Annotated in this window: 18 protein-coding genes; 5 read left to right on the top strand and 13 right to left on the bottom strand. The window is 45.2% G+C overall.

Translation table 11 applies throughout. From position 1 onward, the window contains the following. Window positions 1–20: 20 nt before the first annotated feature. Complete coding sequence (locus CKQ84_RS07520; RefSeq protein ID WP_105250767.1) at window positions 21–1832, bottom strand: DUF885 family protein; 1812 nt, start codon at window positions 1830–1832, stop codon at window positions 21–23. Window positions 1833–2042: 210 nt separating this feature from the next. Between CKQ84_RS07520 and add the strand changes: the two genes are divergently transcribed. Beyond that, entirely contained in the window at window positions 2043–3038 is a 996-nt protein-coding gene (gene add / locus CKQ84_RS07515) for an adenosine deaminase (RefSeq protein WP_105250766.1), read from the top strand. 96 nt (window positions 3039–3134) lie between these two features. On the opposite strand, the gene hemN is transcribed toward add, so the two are convergent. From hemN to CKQ84_RS07485, 5 genes are all read right to left on the bottom strand, one after another. Beyond that, entirely contained in the window at window positions 3135–4475 is a 1341-nt protein-coding gene (gene hemN / locus CKQ84_RS07510) for an oxygen-independent coproporphyrinogen III oxidase (RefSeq protein WP_216822578.1), read from the bottom strand. A gap of 297 nt (window positions 4476–4772) precedes the next feature. Then, window positions 4773–5240: a DUF2489 domain-containing protein gene (locus CKQ84_RS07505; RefSeq protein ID WP_105250764.1), complete on the bottom strand. Its 468-nt coding sequence runs from the start codon at window positions 5238–5240 to the stop codon at window positions 4773–4775. 73 nt (window positions 5241–5313) lie between these two features. Continuing rightward, on the bottom strand, window positions 5314–5874 hold the full coding sequence (gene yihI, locus CKQ84_RS07500) for a Der GTPase-activating protein YihI (protein ID WP_105250763.1): 561 nt from the start codon (window positions 5872–5874) through the stop codon (window positions 5314–5316). A gap of 90 nt (window positions 5875–5964) precedes the next feature. Next, window positions 5965–6603: a class I SAM-dependent methyltransferase gene (locus tag CKQ84_RS07495; RefSeq protein WP_105250762.1), complete on the bottom strand. Its 639-nt coding sequence runs from the start codon at window positions 6601–6603 to the stop codon at window positions 5965–5967. 816 nt (window positions 6604–7419) lie between these two features. Further along, a complete protein-coding gene (locus tag CKQ84_RS07485; protein WP_105250761.1) occupies window positions 7420–8043 on the bottom strand; it encodes a cytochrome c in 624 nt (207 codons plus the stop codon). Window positions 8044–8210: 167 nt separating this feature from the next. On the opposite strand from CKQ84_RS07485, the gene yihA reads away from it, so the two are divergent. Beyond that, window positions 8211–8870, top strand: a complete 660-nt coding sequence (gene yihA, locus CKQ84_RS07480; RefSeq protein ID WP_006079362.1) for a ribosome biogenesis GTP-binding protein YihA/YsxC — start codon at window positions 8211–8213, stop codon at window positions 8868–8870. A 1021-nt stretch (window positions 8871–9891) separates the two neighbouring features. On the opposite strand, the gene polA is transcribed toward yihA, so the two are convergent. Beyond that, on the bottom strand, window positions 9892–12660 hold the full coding sequence (gene polA, locus CKQ84_RS07475) for a DNA polymerase I (RefSeq protein WP_105250760.1): 2769 nt from the start codon (window positions 12658–12660) through the stop codon (window positions 9892–9894). 387 nt (window positions 12661–13047) lie between these two features. Between polA and elbB the strand changes: the two genes are divergently transcribed. Further along, window positions 13048–13710, top strand: coding sequence for an isoprenoid biosynthesis glyoxalase ElbB (gene elbB / locus CKQ84_RS07470; RefSeq protein WP_105250759.1), 663 nt, complete (start codon window positions 13048–13050; stop codon window positions 13708–13710). A gap of 88 nt (window positions 13711–13798) precedes the next feature. Here elbB and glpG read toward each other — a convergent pair whose 3' ends face one another. The 5 genes from glpG to CKQ84_RS07445 all read right to left on the bottom strand — a co-directional run bounded on the left by glpG (window position 13799) and on the right by CKQ84_RS07445 (window position 18223). Continuing rightward, entirely contained in the window at window positions 13799–14644 is an 846-nt protein-coding gene (glpG, locus tag CKQ84_RS07465) for a rhomboid family intramembrane serine protease GlpG (RefSeq protein WP_105250758.1), read from the bottom strand. Then, the gene (glpE, locus tag CKQ84_RS07460; protein ID WP_006084745.1) at window positions 14641–14946 is read right to left on the bottom strand and encodes a thiosulfate sulfurtransferase GlpE; all 306 of its coding nucleotides are present in this window, start codon (window positions 14944–14946) and stop codon (window positions 14641–14643) included. Before glpE ends, glpG begins: the two co-directional genes overlap by 4 nt. 101 nt (window positions 14947–15047) lie before the next feature. Further along, complete coding sequence (gene tdh, locus CKQ84_RS07455) at window positions 15048–16073, bottom strand: L-threonine 3-dehydrogenase (protein WP_105250757.1); 1026 nt, start codon at window positions 16071–16073, stop codon at window positions 15048–15050. Between the two features lie 22 nt (window positions 16074–16095). Beyond that, window positions 16096–17289, bottom strand: a complete 1194-nt coding sequence (locus tag CKQ84_RS07450) for a glycine C-acetyltransferase (protein WP_105250756.1) — start codon at window positions 17287–17289, stop codon at window positions 16096–16098. Window positions 17290–17575: 286 nt separating this feature from the next. Further along, on the bottom strand, window positions 17576–18223 hold the full coding sequence (locus CKQ84_RS07445) for a TetR/AcrR family transcriptional regulator (protein WP_105250755.1): 648 nt from the start codon (window positions 18221–18223) through the stop codon (window positions 17576–17578). A gap of 147 nt (window positions 18224–18370) precedes the next feature. Between CKQ84_RS07445 and waaA the strand changes: the two genes are divergently transcribed. Beyond that, entirely contained in the window at window positions 18371–19636 is a 1266-nt protein-coding gene (gene waaA / locus CKQ84_RS07440; RefSeq protein WP_105250754.1) for a lipid IV(A) 3-deoxy-D-manno-octulosonic acid transferase, read from the top strand. 27 nt (window positions 19637–19663) lie between these two features. Here the strand turns inward: waaA and CKQ84_RS07435 are convergent, their stop codons facing one another. Further along, window positions 19664–20419, bottom strand: a complete 756-nt coding sequence (locus tag CKQ84_RS07435; RefSeq protein WP_105250753.1) for a 3-deoxy-D-manno-octulosonic acid kinase — start codon at window positions 20417–20419, stop codon at window positions 19664–19666. A 98-nt stretch (window positions 20420–20517) separates the two neighbouring features. Between CKQ84_RS07435 and CKQ84_RS07430 the strand changes: the two genes are divergently transcribed. After that, window positions 20518–21549: a glycosyltransferase family 9 protein gene (locus CKQ84_RS07430; protein ID WP_105250752.1), complete on the top strand. Its 1032-nt coding sequence runs from the start codon at window positions 20518–20520 to the stop codon at window positions 21547–21549. Window positions 21550–21606 lie beyond the last annotated feature (57 nt).

Genomic DNA, 21606 nt, shown 5'->3' with positions numbered 1-21606 from the left:
CTCCCATGAATTTCATTAACTTAGCGTGTCGCCTTTTTCGCTTCAATAAAATCATTGATTTGCTGTTCGAGGATCGACATAGGTACAGAGCCATTTTCGAGCACAGCATCGTGGAAGGCACGAATATCAAATTTGTCGCCGAGTTCCTGTTCTGCCTTGGCACGTAATCGTTTGATTGTTAACTCACCAATTTTGTAGGACAAGGCTTGTCCTGGCCACGAAATATAGCGGTCAATTTCGGTAGTGACATTGTGCAGTGATAGTGCGGTATTGCTGGCCATAAAGTCGATGGCTTGTTGACGACTCCATCCTTGGGCGTGCATGCCAGTATCTACGACTAAACGCGCCGCGCGCCACATTTCATAGGTTAAGCGACCAAAGTTACTGTATGGATCTTGGTAGAAACCAGCTTCTAAACCTAAATATTCGCAATATAGCCCCCATCCTTCACCAAAGGCAGAGATATAGCCATAACGACGGAAATCTGGGAGTGAGGTTAGCTCAGAGTTGAGCGAAATTTGCAGATGATGACCGGGTACGGCTTCGTGCAAGGTTAAGGCTTCTAGCTCGTAGAGTGGGCGCTTATCCAATGCATAAGTGTTGACCCAGTAGTAACCGGGTTCGTCATCGCTGTTTGATCCTGAATATCGTCCTGTGGTGTATTTCGGCGCAATTTCGGTGGGCACTGGCGCTATACCATAGGGTTTACGGGGAAGTTTGCCGAAGTACTTAGGCAGCATGGCATCGGCTTTTTTGGCAATAAATGCCGCTTCTTTGAGTAACTGATCGGCACTTGTGGTGTAGAACTGGGGATCGGTCCGCAGGAAATGTAAGAAGTCGGCAAAGCTGCCTTTAAAGCCAACGGACTTGATGATTTGCTCCATTTCTTGGCGGATACGTTGTACTTCTTTTAAGCCCAGTTCATGCACTTGCGTCGACGTCATATTCAAGGTCGTATAGTAACGTACCCTATTCTCATAAAATTCTGCGCCGTTAGGAAAGCTACTGGCCGCGATATTTTCCCGTGCATTGGGAATGTACTCTTTAGTCATGAAATCATAAAAGTTTTGGTACAGAGGTAGAACTTTTTGCTCAACTAAAGCGCGGCCTTCTTGGGTCAGCTGAGTTTTTTGTGCCTCAGTGAAATAGTTGGGATATTGAGTAAAAGGTTTGAAATAACTGCTCTTTTCAACAGGGACGATATAAGCACTGATACTGTCTTCAAAGCCATTGAGTGTCACTTTTGGCGGCGTTATTCCCTCGGCTAATCCTTGTTTTAGCCAGTGGGTTTGCTGTGCGAAATAGGTCGGGAGTGCATTGAGTTTGGCAATATAGTTGCGGTAATCCTCAAGGGTGTTGAATCTTTCCTGTGCGATTGACGTGATATAAGCGTGGAAGCCGCTTTCCGCCGTAATGGGCTGGTAATAATCCTTGAAACGATATAGGTCGACATCGTTTTGGATCTGATCTTCCAGTATTTGAGCGTTAATCTTATCTTCTTTACTCAAGCTGCTGCGGTCGAGTGCTTTGAGCTGCGCTAGTACTGCGATTTGACCTTGATTAAGCTTAGCAAGCGCGGCTGGCGAGAGATCCGCTAATTTTCCTGCTGCACTGGCATCGCCCATGCTGTAAGCCATTTCAGGACTCGCACTGAGTTGTAATTGCCAGCTTTGGTCGATAATCGCTTGCAGCGCTGGGGCGATTGGCTCAACTTGCGATTGTGCTGCTGATATTGCCTGTGACGATGGAGTTTGAATATTTTTTGTGGTTTGAGTGGCACTGCAGGCGCCTAATGCGCATATCAATAAACTGGGGGTTAAGAGTTTATGCATGTTAGATCTCTGATATTTTCGTTGTTATTGAAGTCATTATGCCTGATGAATGCGGCCGTTCCTTGTATGGATATTAAGCAGAATTGTGACTGAATGTGAATTTAAATGCGTTTGGCGCATAAATGCCCCCGAAAATGCGTGTTAAACTTAGTGTCCGCCCGCGACCAAATAACAAAAGCATTGGCTGGGTAGTTCAAATAGGGGTTAAATATGATTGATACATCCATTCCATTGGTGGATCTGCATCGTCACCTAGACGGTAATGTGCGGGTAAATACCATTTGGGAACTAGGACACCAACACGGCATTGCGCTACCTGCCGATTCTTTAGAGACACTCGCACCTTTTGTGCAAATTCAGGGGAAAGAAACTAGCTTAGTCGCCTTCTTAAAGAAGCTCGATTGGATGGTTGCTGTACTCGCAGATTTGGATGCGGTTAAACGCGTCGCCTATGAAAACGTTGCCGATGCGGCGTTATCTGGCTTAGATTACGCTGAGTTACGTTTTAGTCCTTACTATATGGCGATGAACCATAAGTTACCGATTGAAGGCGTAGTTGAGGCGGTAGTTGACGGCGTTAAAGCGGGCTTAAAAGACTATAACGTGAAGATCAATTTGATTGGCATTATGTCACGTTCATTTGGTCAAGCTGCTTGTACTCAAGAACTTGAAGGCTTACTCGCCCATAAACAACATCTCGTGGCTATGGACTTAGCCGGTGATGAATTAGGCTTCCCTGGCGAGTTATTTAACGATCACTTTAAACGTGTTCGTGATGCTGGCCTCGCGATTACGGCTCACGCCGGTGAAGCTGCGGGTTCACAAAGTATGTGGCAAGCGATTCAAGAACTTGGCGCAACTCGAATTGGTCATGGGGTGAATGCGATTCACGATCCTAAGCTGATGGAATATCTTGCTAAGCACCGTATTGGCATCGAATCTTGCCCAACCAGTAACTTGCATACTTCTACTGTGGCTTCTTACGCTGAGCATCCATTCAGAACCTTTATGGATGCAGGCGTGTTGATAAGCCTAAATACCGATGATCCCGGTGTGAGCGCTATCGATATTAATCATGAGTATCGTATCGCCAAATCTGAACTCAAGTTAACCGATGCTGAGTTAGCGCAGGTGCAACGTAACGGCGTTGAAATGGCGTTTTTATCCGACAGTGAGCGCAAAGCACTGTATGCCGCTAAGGTATAAGTTGATTCTGAGTCGTTAATAAAAATAGCTATAAATAAAAATCCGACTCTAGAGTCGGATTTTTTATGAGCGTTTTCGAGTGCAGCAATAAGCGTTTTAGATCACGCGTGAGAACTGTTGCTGACGCGCTTTTTGACGATAGTAAAGATCGAAGCACATACAGATATTGCGGATCAATAAACGGCCAGTAGGGCTGATAGTGATCTGTCTGTCGACGATTTCAACTAATTTGTCATCGATAAATGTCTGCATTAACTTAAGATCTTCCGCGAAATAGGTTTCGAAGTTAATCCCCAGTTTCTCATCAATTTTCGCCATATCCAGTTCGAAGTGGCAAATCAGCTGTTTAATCACGACGCGGCGGATTTCATCGTCACGGTTTAGGCTGCAACCTTTCCACAAAGCATGGCCTTCCTTATCTATGGCCTCATAGTAAGGGCGGATATCTTTCTGGTTTTGCGCATAGCAGTCGCCAATCTGACTGATAGACGACACGCCAAGACCTAACAAATCGCATTCTTCTTGGGTGGTATAACCTTGGAAGTTGCGGTGCAGTCTGCCTTCGCGCTGCAACTTGGCTAACTCGTCATCGGGTTTAGCAAAGTGGTCCATGCCGATATATTGGTAACCAGCGCCAGTTAAGGTCTCGATAGTTTGGTGCAGCATTTCGAGTTTTTGTTTTGGCGAAGGTAAATGCTCGTCTTTGATCTTACGTTGAGCGGCAAAGCGCGCAGGTAAGTGAGCATAGTTAAATACCGACAGACGGTCAGGCGATAAATCTAAAACGCGCTGCATAGTGACGGCAAAGGTTTCTGGCGTTTGGTGTGGCAAACCATAGATTAAATCTATGTTGGTTGACACAAAACCCATGGCTTTCGCTTTAGCCATTAAGTCGAAGATAAATTGCTCATCTTGTTCGCGATTAACGGCAATTTGCACTTCTTTATTGAAATCTTGTACACCGATGGAGATCCGGTTAAAGCCCGCTTCTTTCAACGTGTCGAGCATTGACAGCTCTATCTCGCGAGGATCGACTTCAATCGAGTACTCGCCTTCATCCGCAAAATTAAAGTTGGCTTTAATCAATGACGTCAGCTTTAGTATTTGCTCTGGATTTAAGAAAGTGGGTGTACCGCCGCCCCAATGCATTTGGGTCACACTGTAATGTTTGAACAGGGGCGCGCGTTTAATAATTTCTTGGCTTAAATATTCAATGTACTGATCGGCTTTGTGTTGGTGGCGGGTGATGACTTTATTACAGCCGCAGTAATAACAAAGCTTGGCGCAGAACGGGATATGAATATACAGCGACAGTTTATCGCTTTTGCTATTTTCAATGGCCGTCAGCAGGCTTTGTTCGGTGAATGTATCATCGAACTCTAATGCCGTTGGGTAAGAGGTATAACGGGGACCGCTGTAGTTATATTTTTCGATCATCGACTGATCCCAGCTAATCTGAGTGGGCTGCTTCAAGGCGTGTCCTCCGTGGGTAAATTAGCAACAAGCGAAGTATGCAAGGTTCTTAAGTAAATAACCTTGATCTAGGTTGTAAAAATGACGTCTGTCATTTTAGAAGTTACGCAATATCTATCAAAAAAGTACGCTTGTCTGTCGATATTTGGCGGTTTTGTGCGCAGGCTCACGGGAGTAAGGAGGGTAAGATTAGTACGGGTTTTATCGAGATGACCTCAAAACCACAATATAAGTGGTCTTGAGGTATAACAATGAGCGGGTTTAATGCATCGCTTTGGCTTGGTAATCCGCCAGCTTTTTCGCATCATCACTAATGCCTTGCTCTAATGCCGCTTCGGACTTCATTCTGATCAAGTCTAACTTCATCCTTTCTTGCTTAGGCAAGGCTTGGCGAGCATCCATGATGGGATGATCTTTAATTAGCTCAAAGTGTTTGAATAATGAAGGGTAATCGGGAGCCACACGCTCACTTAATGACAGGATTTCAAATAATCGCCCAATCCTAACCACGCCTTCAGAGATCTCACAGCGGTCTTCAATCATGGCAGTGGCGATATAGCGGATATCATCTAAAACTTGGGCACGTTTTGCATTCGCCGTGACTTCATGCTCGGCTTGTTCGGCCTGCTGACGCTTTTTTTGCTGCTTGAGTTTTAGGATTAAGAAGGTGGCGTAGCTACTAAGCGCTACTATGATGATAAAACCGAGAATAATGATAGTCGTAGACACAAAGACTCCTTATATGAATGGCATAAGGAGCCACAGCTAAAAACTGAGTTCCCTATGCCTTAGCACTGAGAGGTTAGAACTTGTCTTGATAATCTTTTAGTAAGTCAGCGCCTGATTCGAACTTGTCGAACAACTCATCGTCAGACAAAGACTTAGCAGGTGATGAAGGTGTGTCATCATCCATATCGTCGCTAATGCCCAGTTTAATCATCAGAGCTTCAATCTTATTTAGCTGTTGATCTAACCACTTTTGGTCAACCTCGTTGAGGTCGCGGCCTTCTTCAAGCATATCTAACAGCTGATTTAGTCTTGGATCTTCTTCCAGTTTCAGCAGTTTTTGCTCGTCAGTCAGCTTAGCTTGTTTTACTTTTGGCTGAGCGGCTTTATCTGTTACCACTGCCGCAGGAATTGCTAAAGCCACAGGCTTTTTACTGCCATGACGCGGGTCTTTTTTCTTAGCGGCCTGCTGTTGCGGCGCTTGCGCTAAAATTAAGCTTTCGTTATGACGACTACCTGATTTATTGCCAGAATCTTTACGTTTGCCAGTCGCTACAGCGCGATCTTGCTTCTTCACTCTTGGCTGTAACTTAGGGCTGTTCTCGCCGCCCTTGCGTGTTTTCTTGCTACGAGACATGGTCTTCTCAATTATTTACAACGTATGGCCTTGCAGACTAAGGGTGAGCTTGTCTACAAGGTGCGAAATTAGGCCGAGTGTTATACCAGATTATGATGTTTTTTGCATCAAAACGAGGTCCTTTGCGGCAAATAATAGTTCAAAATCGCTATTGTTTGCGAGGTACTCGAAGGTTTGTCGCTGATAAAAGCTCACATGGGTGAGGTTGTTCTTATAATGCCACTTAGCAAAACCATCTAATTCAGTCAGTAATGGTGTGCTTATCGCTAACCAACCACCAGAATGCAGTAGCCGAGAGAGCAAAGTCCACTCTTTTATAGGGTTTTGAAAATGCTCAAACACCCGATAACAGCAGATAAAATCATACTCTAGCTTTAACACGTCATGATTAGGGGCAAAAAAGGGATCATATTGATTTAACTTGTGGCCCGCATTTTCTATGGTCGTCAGGCTCTCATCATCGAGTATGCGGCCAAAATTCAATCCTAATAAACTGCCCGCTTGTTGCTGCTCTAATTGCGCTAACAGCGGCAAAATAAATTGCGATAACTGTTTTTGCTTCGACGCTATGCGTGAACGACCGTATCTTTGCTTCTCTGCCGCTGGGGGTAAATGGCTATTCGCATCCGCAAAGGTTAACTCACATGTCTTGCAAACATAAAAACTCCGCTTTTTATCTTGATGAAGGAGTCGTGTCTGACTGTTATGACAAAGAGGGCATCTGGGCATTGAGTCTGCTGAAGTGGTTATTAAGGCTTTGATTGTACCAATTATATTGGTTGAGTGCACATTTTAGACACTAATGGGGTGTTACAAAAGAAAAAAGGCGGCAGTTAAACTGCCGCCTTACAAAGGGTGCTTTAGCACCTTATCCTGATTCCAAGTATCCATACTTGCTATGCGACTTTCCCGGTCGGTATCCTTCTTTTTTTTACTGCTTTCCCTGCATTATTTTTGTTAATGGTCTTCCAGACACTTTATTTTTTTCTGTCGCCATCCTGACTACAGTTTCCGTAGATGGTCTCGCGACACATCTTTTAAAGCATCGTCATCATTGACGTCGAGTTAACCATCCATGTTACTTAAGTACCTTCCTGTGATAACAAGCATCCAGCCAGTGCATCCTAAGCTTATCGCTTCCTTTGCTACAGTTTACATCATGTAAACTATGTCCTGATGGGGCAAGTTACCCTTAGTGTAAGGTGTTTTGCTAGAAGCAAATTGGCGTTATCGGCCATCCCTTACAAAATTGTGCTGACCTGGATTTCAAGTGGAAATCACGACTCTTGTTATTATTAGAGAGTGGTCTTAAGTATATTATTGTTATTGAGTATCTTTATTCTTATATCTTGAATGTTAATTATACCGAAACCTGTAAGTTATTATTAATCTTTTTGTACAAACAGATGGGTTTATCTCGGTACGGGGCTTATTAAACCGAAATCTGTGATCTATGTCAAGCACGAATCTTTGCAGTTTACGTCCACGTCAACTTTGGGGTGTAAAAAAAGGGTGACAATACACCCTTCTTTTCACTCGCGAAGATTACTTCAGGCTAGAAAGATACTTTGATAGCGCGTCGATATCGCTATCATTTAGTTTTTTAGCCACATCTTGCATCATGCCATTTAAGTCATTATGGCGGCCCGCTTCACGGAATTTTGTCAGCTGGATCTTGATATAGTTGGCGTGTTGGCCTGCCAACGTTGGAAAACCTGCAAGCTCAGCGCCTTTACCATCTGGGCCATGACATGCCATACAAGCGGTAATGCCACGAGAAACATCACCACCCTTGTAAAGTTTAGCACCTAACTCAGGAACATCTTTTGCTTCAGCCACTTGGATTGCTTGGCTAGAAAAATATGCGCTAATGTCGAGAATATCCTGATCGCTTAGAGGCATTGCCATGCCACTCATGATAGGATCCATACGACCATCTTTACCGCCAGTTTGTGCTGCGCTACGGAAATCATGTAGTTGCTTTTGGAGGTAAGTGGCGTGTTGGCCCGCAATTTTGGGGTACATATCGATCATACTGTTACCGTCCATACCGTGACAGGCCGAACAGACAATGATTTTCGTTTTTCCCGCTTCAGCATTACCTTCAGCAATCGCAGGTGAAGATATGGCGGCAATTACAACAGACAGCGCAAGAGCTAGCTTTTTCATGGCGTTCCAACTTCTGGTTAAATTATTATCCTGAGCTTACTAGGGTGACCCGCAAGCGTGGTAAAATATGATTAATGTGATCGGAGTAATATTTTACACGAAAACGTGGGAAAGTAAGTAATTCTTCATAAATTATGGTATTGCGTAGAAAAATTTCGGAGTAAATAGTGACTGAATCTCGTATAGATTTTCGTAGGGCAAAGTTTTTAATCAGTGCACCTGACATTGCACATTTGGATCAATATCTGCCCGGCGATGTTGGAGTTGAGATTGCATTTGCTGGCCGCTCTAATGCTGGAAAGTCTAGTGCACTCAATGCATTAACTGAGCAAAAAAGTTTAGCAAGAACCAGTAAAACACCGGGCCGTACTCAACTAATTAACGTATTTGAGTTAGATGCTCAGCGTCGTTTAGTTGACTTGCCTGGTTATGGCTTTGCGCAAGTCCCACTTGCGTTGAAAAATAAATGGCAGCAAGCATTGGGTGAATATTTGCAAAAACGCGCTTGTTTAAGTGGCGTGGTTGTCTTGATGGATATTCGTCATCCATTAAAAGATCTCGATATGCAGATGATTGAATGGGCAGTTGCTAGTGAAATTCCTGTATTAGCTTTGCTAACGAAATCAGACAAATTAGCCCAAAGTGCTAAGATGAAAACCGTAAATGAAGTGCGTCTCGCACTAAGTGAGTTTGGCGACTGGGTGCAAGTTGAACCCTTCTCATCACTTAAAGGAACCGGTAAGCCTAAAGTGTTGGCAATTCTTAATGAATGGTGTCATCCACAGTGGTTGACTGATGAGTTAGATGCAGCGAATAACGCTGAATAATATCGCCTGTTTTGGTGTACATGGTAGAATTTGACTGTGTATACCTCCTCTTTGTTTTTACTGCAATTTTTTCTCTTTTGTTCAGTCTCATTCCCATCGGTTATTCGTTAATCTCAGGCAAAAAAATAGCCGATGATATTATCATCGGCCAAAAATATTAGCTCTTTTGGGGAGAAGCTAAATTCAACAAGACTCAAGCACCATCAAATTAGCTTCAATGGTTCTCAATGAAACTAGCATACAGCCAATTCATTCCTTATTAAAGTAAATACTCTAAAATTTACTTAAAGTCTGAAAAAAGAGCAAAAAAAAGCCTCAGCAAACAAGTTGCTGAGGCGCCAGAATTTGGCTCATCACTATAAGTGAAATAAAGGTCTGAAAGATAGAACATCTTAACCTCTGTACCCTACGCAGAGAATATTACTCTATTTATCTTTAAATGGAAAACAGTTTTTTCAAAAAAGAGGTAATTATGTGCGCTTGATCTCAGGTTGTGAGTGAAAAAGCATCTCAAATTGATCCTAAAATTTCATTGAAAATGATTAATTGGCTGATTTATAGATGAAACTCGAAATTTATATACAAAAGTGATCAATATTTGAGATTTGATTTTTTACTCTAATCCTGACCTAAGATTTTGGTGTACGCGAGAGAGAACAACCGTTATGGCACTCTTGAGCATATATGGCTGACTTGAATGCAGTTTCAATTAGAGTAAATCACACCCTTTAATATCCATCTGCTGTGGCAGTGTATCGATGAACTCTACTGCCAAATGTATCAGATAAAGATTGTTTGACTGTGAGTGAATCATTTCTGCCGATGAAGTTTGTCTAACTTAACGAGCTAATTTGTATTGTGAAAGGGTTATTTATGCTGAGTGATGAAAAGGACTCTGTATTGATGTTCTTAGAGGCGATTAAGACGGGAGAGAGCTAATCTGAGCTCAAAATATTGAAGTCAGATTAGCTTTATTTTCAGTTAAATCATATTGATAGTGTTCTTCTGGATATTACTGAGATTAGTGGGCTTCATCCCAGTTATCACCAATGCCTGCTTCGGCAAGCAGTTCAACATCGAGATTAGCTGCTTGCGCCATCAAGGTGCAGATTGTCTTTTTAAGTGCCTCTGCTTTATCCGCATCGACTTCAAACACTAATTCATCGTGAACCTGCATGATCATAGTGATTTCGCCTTGGGTTTCTGTTTTGATCCACTGGGCAATATTGATCATGGCCTTTTTGATGATGTCAGCAGCCGTACCTTGCATTGGCGCGTTAATCGCAGCACGTTCAGCACCTTGACGGCGCATCGCATTACGATCACGGATTTCGGGCAAGTAGAGGCGACGACCAAACAGAGTCGACACATAACCTAAGTCAGCAGCACCCGCGCGCGTTTCTTCCATATAACGTAATACGCCAGGATAACGGGCAAAGTAGGTATCGATATAGGTTTGTGCTTCATGGCGTGGGATATCAAGCTGACGCGCCAAACCAAAGGCTGACATGCCATAAATTAAGCCGAAGTTAACCGCTTTGGCACGGCGGCGTTGTTCTGTGGTGACTTCATCAAAGTCGGTACCAAATACTTCTGCAGCAGTGGCTCTATGAATGTCTTTGCCCTCGGCGAAGGCTTTGAGTAAGCCTGCATCTTGGGATAAATGGGCCATGATCCGTAGTTCGATTTGCGAGTAGTCGGCGGCCAAAATTTTACGGCCTGCTGGGGCGATAAAGGCTTGGCGAATACGGCGACCTTCTTCGGTGCGAATCGGAATATTCTGCAGGTTAGGTTCGCTTGACGATAAGCGACCTGTTGCCGCATTAGCTTGATGATAGCTAGTGTGTACGCGACCCGTTTTAGCGTTGACCATCAGTGGCAGCTTATCGGTGTAAGTACTCTTTAACTTAGATAGACTTCGATGTTCGAGGATCACCTTTGGCAGTGGGAAATCTAATGCTAATTCGACCAACACTTCTTCCGCGGTCGATGGCGCACCCTTTGGGGTCTTTTTGGTGATCGGATAACCTAGCTTTTCATAAAACAATACTTGCAGCTGCTTAGGTGAACCAAGATTGAATTTTTCACCAGCAATGTCGTAGGCTTTTTCTTCTAAGGTATCGATTTTACGCGCCAGTTCATCGCTCTGTTGGCCGAGTAACATACTGTCGATTAATACCCCTTGACGTTCAATGTCCGACAACACTTGGATTAGCGGCAATTCGACTTCAGTAAACATGGCGGCAAGTTCGGCTTCTTTTTCGAGTCTTGGCCATAAATGTTGGTGTAAACGCAGTGTGATGTCGGCATCTTCGGCCGCATAAGGCGCAGCCGTCTCTAGTGGAATTTGGTTGAAGGTCAGCTGTTTTGCACCTTTACCGGCGATTTCTTCAAAGCTGATATTCTTATGGCCTAAATACTTGAGTGCTAAACCATCCATATCATGGCGCGAAGCCACTGAGTTGAAAACATAGGATTCGAGCATAGTGTCGAAAGCGACGCCCTGTAGTTTGATCCCTGCATTGGCTAAGATGCTAATGTCGTACTTAAGATTTTGACCGACTTTCTTGATCTTTGGATCTTCAAGCAGTGGACGCAGTTTTTCTAACGCCACAGTTTTATCGATTTGAGTCGGTGCGCCAACGTAATCATGGGCCAAAGGAAGATAAGCGGCTTTTCCTGTCTCAACGGCGAAGGAAATCCCGACTAATTCGGCCACCATGTAATCTAAGCTGGTGGTCTCAGTATCGACTGCCATTAAGTCGGCTTGTTTAAGCTTAGCAATCCAAGTGTCTAATTCGGCTTCGGTGAGAATGCAGTCGTACTGTGTTTCAATCGCTTCGACTGGAGATGAGTCTTCTTGTGTTTCTGTGGATGCCGCATCAATTGAGGTATTTGCCGTCATTTTATTATCTAAGACTTCGGCTAACCAACGTTTAAACTCCATCTCGCCGTAGCATTTGATCAGTTCATCTTTGTCTGCTGGCATGATGGTAAGTTCATGCCAATCTTGCTCAAGTTCGACATCGGTTTTGATGGTGGCGAGTTCGTAAGAAAGCTTGAGCATGTCGGCATTTTCAATGATCTTTGCCGCCATGGTTTTAGAACCTCTAAAGCCGAGCTCGGCGACTTTTTCGGGTTCCGCTAATAAGTTACTCACACTGCCGGCTCCCGTGAGCATAGCGAGCGCCGTTTTCTCACCTACGCCGGGTAAGCCTGGAATGTTGTCGGCCTTGTCGCCCATCAGTGCGAGTAAATCTATGATACGGTCTGGACCGACACCAAATTTAGTGACGACTTCTTCTGGGCCCATTATGGTGTCTGTCATGGTGTTGATGAGCGTAACGTTCTCATCCACTAACTGGGCCATGTCTTTATCGCCTGTGCTGATAAGCACGGCACGGTTTTCTAAGCTGGCTTGGCGGGCAATAGTACCGATCACGTCATCGGCTTCGACGCCGGAAATTGAAATCAGTGGTAAACCTAGTGCGCGAATAATGCGATGCAAGGGTTCGATTTGCGAACGTAGATCATCAGGCATAGGTGGGCGCTGTGCTTTGTATTCGCTGTACATGTCATTGCGGAAGGTTTTTCCCTTGGCATCGAACACGACTGCGATATGGCTTGGTTGATAACGGGTCAACAAGCTGCGTAACATATTCACTACGCCATAAACGGCACCCGTTGCTTCGCCCTTTGAGTTTGTCAGGTGAGGAGGCGCATAATAGGCGCGATACAAATAAGAAGATCCATCCACAAGCACAAGTGGGTTTTTAGCGACGGTTGGCATAGGTATTTTTCGTTTATCGATGACTTAGATGGCGCTAAGCATGCCACAGAAGCACTATTTCAGCCATGGCAAAATGACTCTCAGCCTGTGGATAAGTCTGTGAGTGAAAAAGTCAACTGAGAATAATGGCGATGATTACGGCTTAGTGCGATTTTTTTAAGTTGTTGTTTTTTATGTTTATAAAAGATTTGTGTGAGTTCAATACTGTTTCTTAAAAAATCTTCCCAATTTGTGGATTTTTTATTGACTCCGTAAAATACATCTAAGGATTGGCTTAATTTTCGGCACTCGTCAGATTCGACGAATTAAGTTAGCACGATTTTTAATCAGATCAACTAGTTTGTTTATGGTTTGTTAAAACTTAATGACATAAGAAGGATATTTTTAATGAAAAAAGTCGCAGTGTTACTGAGTGGATGTGGTGTTTTCGATGGAACTGAGATACATGAATCGGTTTTAACGCTTTTATGCTTATCCCGATCAGGGGCTCACTACCAGTGTTTTGCACCTGATATCAAACAGATGCATGTGGTAGATCATCTCACTGGCGAGGTCGATGCTGCTGCAAGTCGTAACGTGCTGGTGGAGTCGGCGCGTATCGCCCGTGGCGAAGTCAAAGCGACCACAGAATTAGATATCGCCGAATTTGATGCCTTGATCATTCCCGGTGGCTTTGGTGCGGCGAAAAATCTGTGTAACTTTGCGACGAATGGCAGTGAGTGTGAAGTGGAACCGCTGGTGACTGATTTTATCAATGAGTTCATTCTGGCGAAAAAGCCCGTTGGTTTTATCTGTATTGCTCCTATGATGATCCCGCGTTTATATCCCCACGGTGTAAAAGGCACTATTGGTAATGATAGCGATACTGTCGCAGCGTTTAATTTGATGGGCGGTGAGCATCAAGTTGCGACAGTACATGAGATAGTCGTGGATGAAGCAAATCGGATTGTCAGCACTCCCGCTTATATGTTGGCTGGTAATATTGCTGAAGCGCATTCAGGCATCGAGAAGCTAGTCGTTAAGCTACTAGAAATGACTGATCAGAGTTAGTTTGAGCTGTTTGTAGAAGAGTGAAGCGAGTCATTAAACCAAGATAAATTTCAGGATTTATCTTGGTTCACAATATTAGATTGAGTTATTAGATTGAGCTCGAGGATTTGCGGCTATCAAATAAACCTTGGGCTAAACCTATGAGTAAGCCGCCAATGTGGGCACCATTAGCAACCGAAACCCCTAGAATATCTGTGAATCCCAATGCCAACCATATCATCATAAAGCCCATATATGATGGTGGGAAATCTATTCCAGCTGCGGGTTTACGTATACCCATGATCCAAGTGTAACCCACCACTGCATACACAACGCCGGACAGCCCGCCAAAGTTAGGTCCACCGACATAATATTGGATAACGTTTGGCAGAGTTCCTGCGACAAACAGCAAAATGAGCAATGGTGCAGTACCAATACGGGTTTCTATTTTTCCACCTAAATACCACCACCAGAGCAAGTTAAAGATGACGTGCATTGCAGAAAAATGTAGCAGGCTCGGTGTAAAAACACGCCAGAATTGGCTGAACTCTGAATGAGGTACTGCCCCAAAATAGGACAGTGCTTCGTAGGTTTGGTTGGCGAATCCTAAGTTCATCGCCGCAAAAATGAGTACGCAAACCGCAAAAACGATCAACGTGACTGGGCCTGCGCCGGTAATAAATTGGGTGAATAACTGCAGCGAAGGGGCACCATAATCGAGTTTGGTTTGGGTATCGCCGTGTTCCCATGAGGCTTGCAGATATTTATTGTCGTAAGGGTGAGCAATAAAGTGGGCAAACTCTTTGCGTGCTTGCTCCACATCTTTGTCATGGATAACCAGAATGGCAACACCCTGAACCAGCGGCTCAATTTGGCAGTCAATGTCTTCCCCTTTGAGGTAATCGACAAATGCCTGCGCGGCTCTGCTGTTGGGGAGTCTGCCAATTTCTATCATGCATTCGCCTCATGCCAGGCGCTATAGCCGCCGTCTAGGCTGTAAACGTCATCAAAACCTTGTTCGCATAAATATTGCGCCGCATTTTGGCTGCTCATGCCGTGATAACAAACCACCACCAGTGGGCTATCCATATCGGCTTGGCTAATAAATTGCGCTAGGTTTTCGTTATTCAGGTTAGTTGCACCTGCAATATGGCCGTTGGTGAAGCTATTGCCATCGCGGATATCGACGATTTGCACTGGCTGTGCTTCGGTCATTTGCAGCAATTGATTAACGCTTAAGTGTTTAAAGGAAGACATAATAAAACCTGACAAAGCTAAGAGATGGAAATCAAGATGGGATAAGTGTGCAACAAGGGGCTGCGAGTGTACAGCCCCTATCTAGGTAATGCTCTGCAGGATTAATCCCAGCTGAGGATCACTTTACCCGATTGGCCCGAGCCCATAGCGTCGAAACCTTGTTGGAAATCATCAATCTTGAAGTGGTGAGTGATGATAGGTGAAATATCTAAGCCTGATTGGATAAGACTGGCCATCTTGTACCAAGTTTCGAACATTTCACGGCCGTAGATGCCTTTAATGACCAAACCTTTGAAGATCACTTTGCTCCAGTCGATGGCCATTTCACCACTTGGAATACCGAGCATAGCGACTTTGCCGCCGTGGTTCATAGTATCTAACATGGCGTGGAAGGCTGAGGGTACGCCAGACATTTCTAATCCAACGTCGAAACCTTCGGTCATGCCCAGTTCTTTCATCACGTCTTTTAGGTTTTCTTTTGACACGTTCACAGCGCGCGTGGCGCCCATTTTACGGGCCAGCTCTAAGCGGTATTCGTTGACGTCAGTGATCACTACATGGCGAGCACCTACGTGACGACATACTGCAGCCGCCATTATGCCGATGGGACCTGCGCCTGTGATCAACACGTCTTCACCGACTAAATCGAAGGATAATGCTGTGTGCACAGCGTTACCAAAGGGGTCAAAGATTGAGGCTAAATCATCGCTGATATCATCAGGGATTTTAAAGGTGTTAAAGGCGGGGATAACTAAGTATTCCGCAAATGAACCTTCACGATTGACACCCACGCCAGAGGTGTTACGGCATAAATGGGTGCGGCCTGCGCGGCAGTTACGGCAGTGGCCGCAGGTGATATGGCCTTCGCCAGACACGCGGTCTCCAATCTTAAAACCACGAACTTCTTGGCCGATATCAACCACTTCACCTACATATTCATGACCAACAACCATAGGGACTGGAATGGTTTTTTGTGACCATTCGTCCCAGTTGTAGATGTGCATGTCGGTGCCACAAATCGCCGTTTTTTTAATTTTGATCAGCAGATCGTTGTGGCCCATCACTGGCTTAGGCGCATCGACTAACCAAATACCTTTTTCGGCTTTTAACTTGCTTAGTGCTTTCATTGTCTCAAGTCCTAAATAGGGGTTAAATAATGCCCATTTCTTTGGCAATACGGGTAAAGGCGGTGATCGCTTTGTCGAGTTGCTCACGGGTATGTGCCGCTGACATTTGCGTACGGATACGGGCTTGTCCCTTAGGAACCACAGGGAACGAGAAGCCAATAACATAAATATGTTCTGCTAATAAGCGGTTAGCAAAGTCGCCCGCCAGTTTAGCATCACCAATCATCACTGGGATAATCGCGTGGTCTGCGCCGCCTAAGGTAAAGCCAGCTGCTGACATTTGCTCACGGAAATAACGGCTGTTTTCCCATACGGCTTCGCGCAGGGCTTGGCCTGATTTGAGCATTTCTAACACATGGATAGACGCAGTCACGATTGACGGCGCTAATGAGTTAGAGAACAGGTAAGGACGTGAACGCTGGCGTAACCAGTCGATGACTTCTTTTTTACCCGAAGTGAAACCACCCGATGCGCCGCCTAGCGCTTTGCCTAAGGTGCCTGTGATGATGTCGACTCTGTCCATCACATTGCAATATTCGTGGGTGCCACGGCCGTTTGCGCCAATAAAGCCTACCGCGTGAGAGTCATCGACCATCACCAGTGCGCCGTATTTATCGGCTAAATCACATACGCCTTGCAGGTTAGCAATCACGCCGTCCATCGAGAATACGCCATCGGTGGCGATCAAGATGTTACGGGCGCCTGCTTCTTTCGCGGCGATCAACTGAGTTTCTAAATCGGCCATGTCGTTGTTGGCATAGCGGAAACGCTTCGCTTTACATAAACGCACACCGTCGATGATAGAAGCATGGTTTAACGCATCGGAAATAATTGCGTCTTCTGCATCTAACAAGGTTTCGAATAGACCTGCGTTCGCATCAAAACATGAAGAGTAAAGAATGGTGTCTTCAGTGCCGAGGAATTCGCTCAGGCTAGCTTCTAGCTTTTTATGTATGTCTTGGGTACCGCAAATAAAACGTACTGATGCCATACCAAAGCCGTGGCTGTCTAAGCCCTGTTGGGCGGCTTTGATTAGCTCTGGGTGATTCGCTAGGCCTAGGTAATTATTCGCGCAAAAGTTAACAACTTCTTGGTGATTAACTTGAATGGCAGTCTGTTGTGGTGAGGCAATAACACGCTCGCTTTTATATAAGCCTTCGGCTTTGATGTCTGCAAGCTGTTGATTAATCTGTGCGTAGAATGAGGTAGAGGCCACCTGATATCTCCTTAGTTAACTTTATTCTGATTTTGGGAGTGGCGGCATTCTAACTCTAAACCTAATCGGCCTACAGCCTTTTTTTCATGCAGGTTCGCAAGATAAACTAGTTTAGGGCTAAAGTGGTTTTTACATTATAAAAACTAATGTGCAACATAAGTTTGCCACTGTTTGACTGAGTATTCTTTTAAGCGTTGTAGAGCGAAAACGGGTTCGCACTCAGTACTATAATTGCTTTGAGTTTAGTTCCGAATGCGAGTTCCCAACATAGGCGTTTGGGATGATGTTATAGGGATTCTTGACTCGCTAGCGCGTGGTAATGTTGCTCTAGGCGAGTAAAAGTCGCAACGGAAGTCGGGGTTGCATAGGCTTTGAAAATCATCAGCACCCTTAAAACGCCTTCATAAAGTGTCGCTTTCGTAATGGTTGACGTGCTGGATTGTGTGAGTTGATAACCAATCCAAAAGCTGACGATCATCTTAATGGTATCCGCCAGTGGCGTGATTTTGTCAGCATCGACACACAGAAATCCATCTTGTGTGAGTTTATGCAGCACATGGCTTGAACGCGTTAAGACTTGCTGCTGTGCGTGCAAATAGCGTTTTTTTAGTTCTCCATCGCGGGCGAGAATATCCGCAAGATTGGCGTACATAAAGCGGAATTGCCACAAGGTATAGAACATAGCATCGAAGTAGCCGATTAACAGTTCTACATCCACTTGCTTATCTTCATAGGGTTGGAAACCCGATTCGAGATGATTCTCATATAGACTGAAAATACAGCGGATAATGTCTTCTTTATTGCGAAAATGGTAATAAAGATTCCCGGGACTCATATTTAAGTGAGCAGCAATGTGATTGGTGGTGATGTTTCTTTCGCCATGCTCGTTGAACAGTTCAAGACTGGCATAGATTATTCTGTCGCGGGTTTTCATAAGTTATCCAAATTGCTAGTGAACGCCACATAATTGATCAAAGAAAGCTAACCAACGACCGCCGAACTGCTGGTAAATTATCCCTAATTTGGTGCATATGCTAACATTGCCGCTATTCATCAGGCAAAACTCATAAGCACGTTTTTAATGAATCGTTTTCTCTATTCCACGATCTTATATTTATTATCCCCTTTGCTAGTCGTCTATTTAGCATTTCGTGCTATTAAAAGCCCTGATTACCGCGGTCGTTGGGGGGAGCGTTTTGGATTAACCCGACTTAAATCGACGGATTTACTGGTCCATTCTGTGTCTATGGGCGAAACGCTCGCGGCAATCCCATTGATCCGTTTGATTATGCAATCACACCCTGAGCTAAGCATTACGGTTACCACAACCAGCCCAACAGGGTCTGCAGAAGTGCGCAAAGCCTTTGGTGACTCAGTGCAGCATTGTTATTTGCCCTTTGACTTACCTTGGTGTGTGAGGCGTTTCTTGTGCCAAGTCTCGCCTAAGTGGTGTGTGATTATGGAAACTGAGCTGTGGCCTAACTTAGTTGCTGTTGCTGCCAAACGCGGTGTGCGCTTGATGTTAGCCAATGCCCGCCTGTCGGCCAAGTCGGCGGCGCAATATGCTAAGCGCCCTAAACTCAGTCGACCTATGTTGCAACGACTCGATGTTATTGCGGTGCAGACTCAAGTAGAAGCGCAGCGTTTTATCGAGTTAGGTGTATCGCCGGACAGAGTGACAGTATGCGGTAGCTTGAAGTTTGATCTCAGTATTACGCCTGAGCGTTTAGCCAATGCCAAGCTGTTGCGTCAGACTTGGGGGCGTAAAACCTCGCCGATTTGGGTCGCAGGCAGTGTGCATCCTGGAGAATTTGACGCCATGCTCATCGCCCATAGGCAATTATTGGCTCAGTGGCCCGATGCCTTGCTGATTATTGCACCGCGTCATCCTGAGCAGTTTTCTGCCGTTGCTGAGGTTGTTGCCAGTCAAGGTTTTGAATTAATTCGTCGCAGCAGTAATCTTCCTGTGACGGCCACGACTCAAGTGCTGGTCGGCGATACCATGGGTGAACTTCTGACCTTTTATGGCACGGCGGACCAAGCCTTTGTCGGTGGCACGCTGATCAATAATGGTGGCCATAATCCCTTGGAGCCTGTTGCTATGGGCGTACCTGTTATGGTGGGGCCGAACCATTGGGACTTTGCCCAGATTACGCAGATGTTGGCGGATGCTGGTGGGTTAAGGGTTGTCGCTTCGGCGGATGAACTTGCCGCTAACTTGATTGAGTATTTTGCTAAACCTGAGTTACGCCAGCAGGCGGTGAACGCGGGATTGGCTGTGGTTGAGGCTAATCGTGGTGCCTTACAGCGACAATTTCTTCTCGCGCAATATTTAATAACCGCTTAATTTAACTGGATAATTTTTTTTAGTGGTTCAGGCGCTTTGCATCGCCGCTTGATAGCCCTGCATCAGTGATGACCAGTTATCAGCGGTGAAGGCAAGGTTTGGTAACTTGCCTTGTTCTTTATTGAAGGAACGTAAAAGTCTGTCTAGATTCGATTGCTGCCATTGCGGGCTCGGTGTTTTTAACTCGCCGCGGTCGAAATCGATAAGATAAAACCGTTCTGGCGTTAAGGGTGCAGTTTGCGCGGGCTGGAACAGAATATTCTTGGCATTGAGATCGGCGTGGTACACACCACGCTGGTGGAAATGGGCGATGCAAGCCCCTAATGCTTGCCATTGCTCAGTGCTCATGACCCCTTTGCCTAGTTTAGCGACTAAATCTTCGGCGCCTTCGACCCGTTCGATAATAATATCGGCGCGGTAAAATAATCCATCGCGCACTATGTTGGCGGCAATCGGTTTAGGTACAGCAAAATCTTCGCGATACAAAACGTCTAATAAGCGTAACTCACCCATGGCGCGGGTATTTTCGAGGCCAGTATAAACGTAAGCATCTTTGCTGAATTTTTCCATTAAGCCGCCACGCCAATAATGACGCAATACCCAATGACTATGCTCAAATGCCACAAACCAAGTGGTGTAGCGGCCTTTGGATGAACCGACGACAGCATTTTTAGCCCGCCAAAAATCCACCGAGAACCACGCGGGATCGATATCTGTTGGCGTATCTTGGCAAACTGCCATGTGACCTTGGACGGTTTTTATGAGCTGTATCTGAGCATTCATCGGAGATTTGTTGACTTAAGCGTGGCACCTAGGGCCATTCTACATTAAGATCCTTAGCTTGCGCCAAATAACCTTAAGAGCTTTTAGCTTCAATCCCAATGAGTTTAAATCCCAATACCATGAATTCTCTTTGTTTGCTTCGCTTATCCGCTATCGGTGACGTCTGTCATGCCGTGGCTATGGTGCAGGCGATTCAGCGGCAATACCCCGAGCTCAAAATCACATGGGTGATCGGTAAACTCGAATATCAATTGTTGAAGCATTTACCTGGTATTGAGTTTGTTATTTTCGATAAATCTCAAGGATGGCGCAGCTATTTTAATTTGCGTAAGGCGTTAAAAGGCCGACGTTTTGACGTGCTGCTGCATATGCAGGTTGCGCTACGTGCAACTTTGGCTTCATTAGCCATTTCGGCAAAGGTGCGCATAGGTTTTGATCGTGCCCGCGCTAAAGAAGGTCAGTGGCTAGTGACAAATCACAGGGTGGAGCCCTTGGCCAAGCCCCATGTGCTCGAAGGATTTATGGGATTTGCTAAGGCGATTGGCGTTAACGATCTCACTCCTCAATGGCATATTCCTGTGCCAATTGCGGATACTGAATTTGCCCAGACGCAGATTAAAGACAATGAAAAAGTCTTTATCATTTGCGCCGCAGCCAGTAAGGCAGAACGTAACTGGTTACCAGAGCGTTATGCTGCCGTTGCGAGCCATGCGATTGCGAAAGGATTTAGAGTCATGCTGTGCGGTGGCCCAACTCAGCTTGAGAAGGATTTAGCCGAGCAAATCTTGCAGGCTTGTCCCTCTAAAATCGATAATTTAGTGGGCAAAACCAGTCTGACGCAATTATTGGCGCTGCTAAAACGCGCAAGATTAGTGTTAGCTCCGGATACTGGCCCTGCGCATATGGCGGTTACCCAAGGTACCCCTGTCATTGGTTTATATGCCCATTCCAATCCTGGGCGCACAGGTCCTTATCTATCGCAGCAATATGTGGTGAGTGCCTATGATGAGGCCATGAGAGCGCAACATAGTGGACAAATTAAGTGGGGAACTCGCGCTAAAGGTGAGCATTTGATGGCTTTGATCAGTGTTGAAGCCGTGATTGAGAAGTTTGAGCTGGTGGTTCAGTAGACACTCAGTTAAGGCTTGTTAGTATCGAGCATTCTTGTTCAGCACTCTTGATGTATC

The sequence above is a fragment of the Shewanella sp. WE21 genome (genome assembly GCF_002966515.1).
GTDB classification, from domain to species: Bacteria; Pseudomonadota; Gammaproteobacteria; order Enterobacterales; family Shewanellaceae; genus Shewanella; species Shewanella oncorhynchi.
The sequence above is the reverse complement of the archived record's forward strand: the minus strand, read 5'-3'. Positions and strand labels throughout refer to the sequence as shown.